Below are 2,082 nucleotides of genomic sequence, written 5' to 3' on the forward strand. Positions count from 1 at the left end.
ATAATCTATTGAAAATTTCCAACAGATTCCTGACCGAGTTTACTGCGTAAACATCGCAGTGTCGTAGCACGGGAATGACAGCAAATTTACAAGGCTCGGCATTCGCCCTAATAAAAATCCGTGCCGCGGATATGTGCAAGTCCGCATCGCGGATATGGCTACGTCCGTGCCGCGGATATGTACGTGTCCGCTATGCGGATGTGTAAATGTCCGTGCTGCGGACGGATTTTTTGTTTGCTTTTTTTAACAAGATTGTTAACCGAGTTTGCTATGCAAACATCGCGGTGTTAAGCACGGGAATGACACTTAAATTGCTGTTCTTATCAAAACTCGAAATTAAGGCAAATACAATTTCTTCATTGCTAAAACTACTTTTTTATAAGCAGTCATAGTTTATGATAAAGTAAATTTATAGATGCAAAAAAATTCATCACTTTATCCCCTTTACAAAACTAGAAAGTTGCTTTAGACTAACGAGCGTTAGTAGTTAAGCGAGGCTTATATGTCGGAAAAAATCACAAAGGAAAACGTTATAAAATCTCTTTTGGACACATCATTTTACAAGTCTGCGGGCGGAACAAGTCTTTCTGACATAGCCGAATCGCTTGGAATAAAAAAAGCGTCACTTTACAATCACTTTGAAAGCCGCAACGACATAATAGAGCAGACAACATCTTCCTGCGATGAATATTTAAAAAGCATTTCATTTATTCCCGCTGAAATTGAAAGCGTGGCAAAAAAATATCCTGTTGAAACTGTCCTAAAAGGAATCGTAAGCCGCTACGTAAAAATGCACGAAAAAGCACCGCTGTTCCAAATTTACACTTTTGTAGAAAGCCAAAAATATTTCGACATAAAAACCGCGCACATTATAAAGGAAGAAAATGAAAAACTTGAATCCCAGACTGCAATCGTGCTTGAATGCCTTTTGGACTTGGGAAAAATAAAAATTTCAAAAGAACAGATTCCAGGAATTTCAAAATGGTTCTGCGCCGGAATAAACGACTTTTTAAACCGACGTCTTTTAGAACGCAAGCAGGCTGTTGTGCAGAATCCCAAGAGCGGCGAGGGAGAGCTTTTTACGCTTCAGTCTGATGACAAGGGAATTGACGAAATCAACAGACTTGTGGAGCAGTTCAGCAAACTTTTGTGCGCATAAAGTTTTCAAAATTTCTTGAGGAAAAAATGAATCAGATAAATATGCCTTTGATTGACAGCCAGCATCTTTTTTTGCTTTTTATTTTTTATTCTTTTGTCGGATGGACTTGCGAGGAAATTTGGGTTTCTTCACTTTACAGAAAAATCGAAAAACGCGGAATGCTGCATGGCCCTATTTGTCCTATTTATGGATTCGGTGCGCTTATAATTCTTTTTGGAATTTATCCTTGGCGCGAAACTTGGTTCAGGCTTTTTGTGGCATCCGCAATTTTAGCTTCAATTCTGGAATATTTTTCAAGCTGGCTTTTGGAAACTATTTTCCACACAAAATGGTGGGACTATTCAGGACATAAATTCAATTTAAATGGAAGAATCTGCCTTTTGAATTCCTGCGCGTTCGGACTTGGCGGAGTTGCGCTTGAGCATTTTCTGCATCCAATCGCTGTAAATCTGATTTTTGCTACAGAAATTCAGCCGTTCATTCCTTCAATTTACTATGCGTTCAGTACAATTCTCGGAATCGATTTGATTTTCACGGTAAAGCGGCTTGTAAGATTCAGCGAGACAATGGAAAAACTCAAGATGTTCGGTGAACAGCTCAAGGAAAAATATGGAAGCGAATCTTGGTTCCGGGACACAAACTTGCATACGATGATTCAGTCTGTAAAAGCAAGAATCGAATCTGGCTCAATTCAGGCAAGTGAAAAAATGAAAGAACGGCTTGAAAAATTCTCACGAAGGCAGCGCAACGAAGAAAGCCTTTTCAGAAAATTTCCTACAATGTCCAGCCGTGAATACAAACTTCCGCTTGACCACATAAAACAGACGCTCAAGGAAAGCATCGAAAAAAAACGCAACGAGCGCCTGAGCAAAATCCGAAAGTAACCTAAATTCCACAAGTTTGTCATTGCCGTGTCAAGCACG

Annotated in this window: 2 protein-coding genes; both read left to right on the plus strand. The window is 39.5% G+C overall.

What is annotated here, in order from left to right; translation table 11 throughout:
• Nucleotides 1-502: 502 nt before the first annotated feature.
• The gene (locus tag B4C08_RS02065) at nt 503-1,159 is read left to right on the plus strand and encodes a TetR/AcrR family transcriptional regulator (protein WP_296662375.1); all 657 of its coding nucleotides are present in this window, start codon (nt 503-505) and stop codon (nt 1,157-1,159) included.
• Nucleotides 1,160-1,185: 26 nt separating this feature from the next.
• On the plus strand, nt 1,186-2,043 hold the full coding sequence (locus B4C08_RS02070; protein ID WP_296662376.1) for a putative ABC transporter permease: 858 nt from the start codon (nt 1,186-1,188) through the stop codon (nt 2,041-2,043).
• Nucleotides 2,044-2,082: the final 39 nt, after the last annotated feature.

Source organism: Treponema sp. UBA753, from assembly GCF_002297325.1.
GTDB lineage: Bacteria > Spirochaetota > Spirochaetia > Treponematales > Treponemataceae > Treponema_D.

Coding starts and splice junctions, on each gene's coding strand:
- B4C08_RS02065 (WP_296662375.1), top strand. CDS start 503: ATGTCGGAAAAAATCACAAAGGAAAACGTTATAAAATCTCTTTTGGAC.
- B4C08_RS02070 (WP_296662376.1), top strand. CDS start 1,186: ATGAATCAGATAAATATGCCTTTGATTGACAGCCAGCATCTTTTTTTG.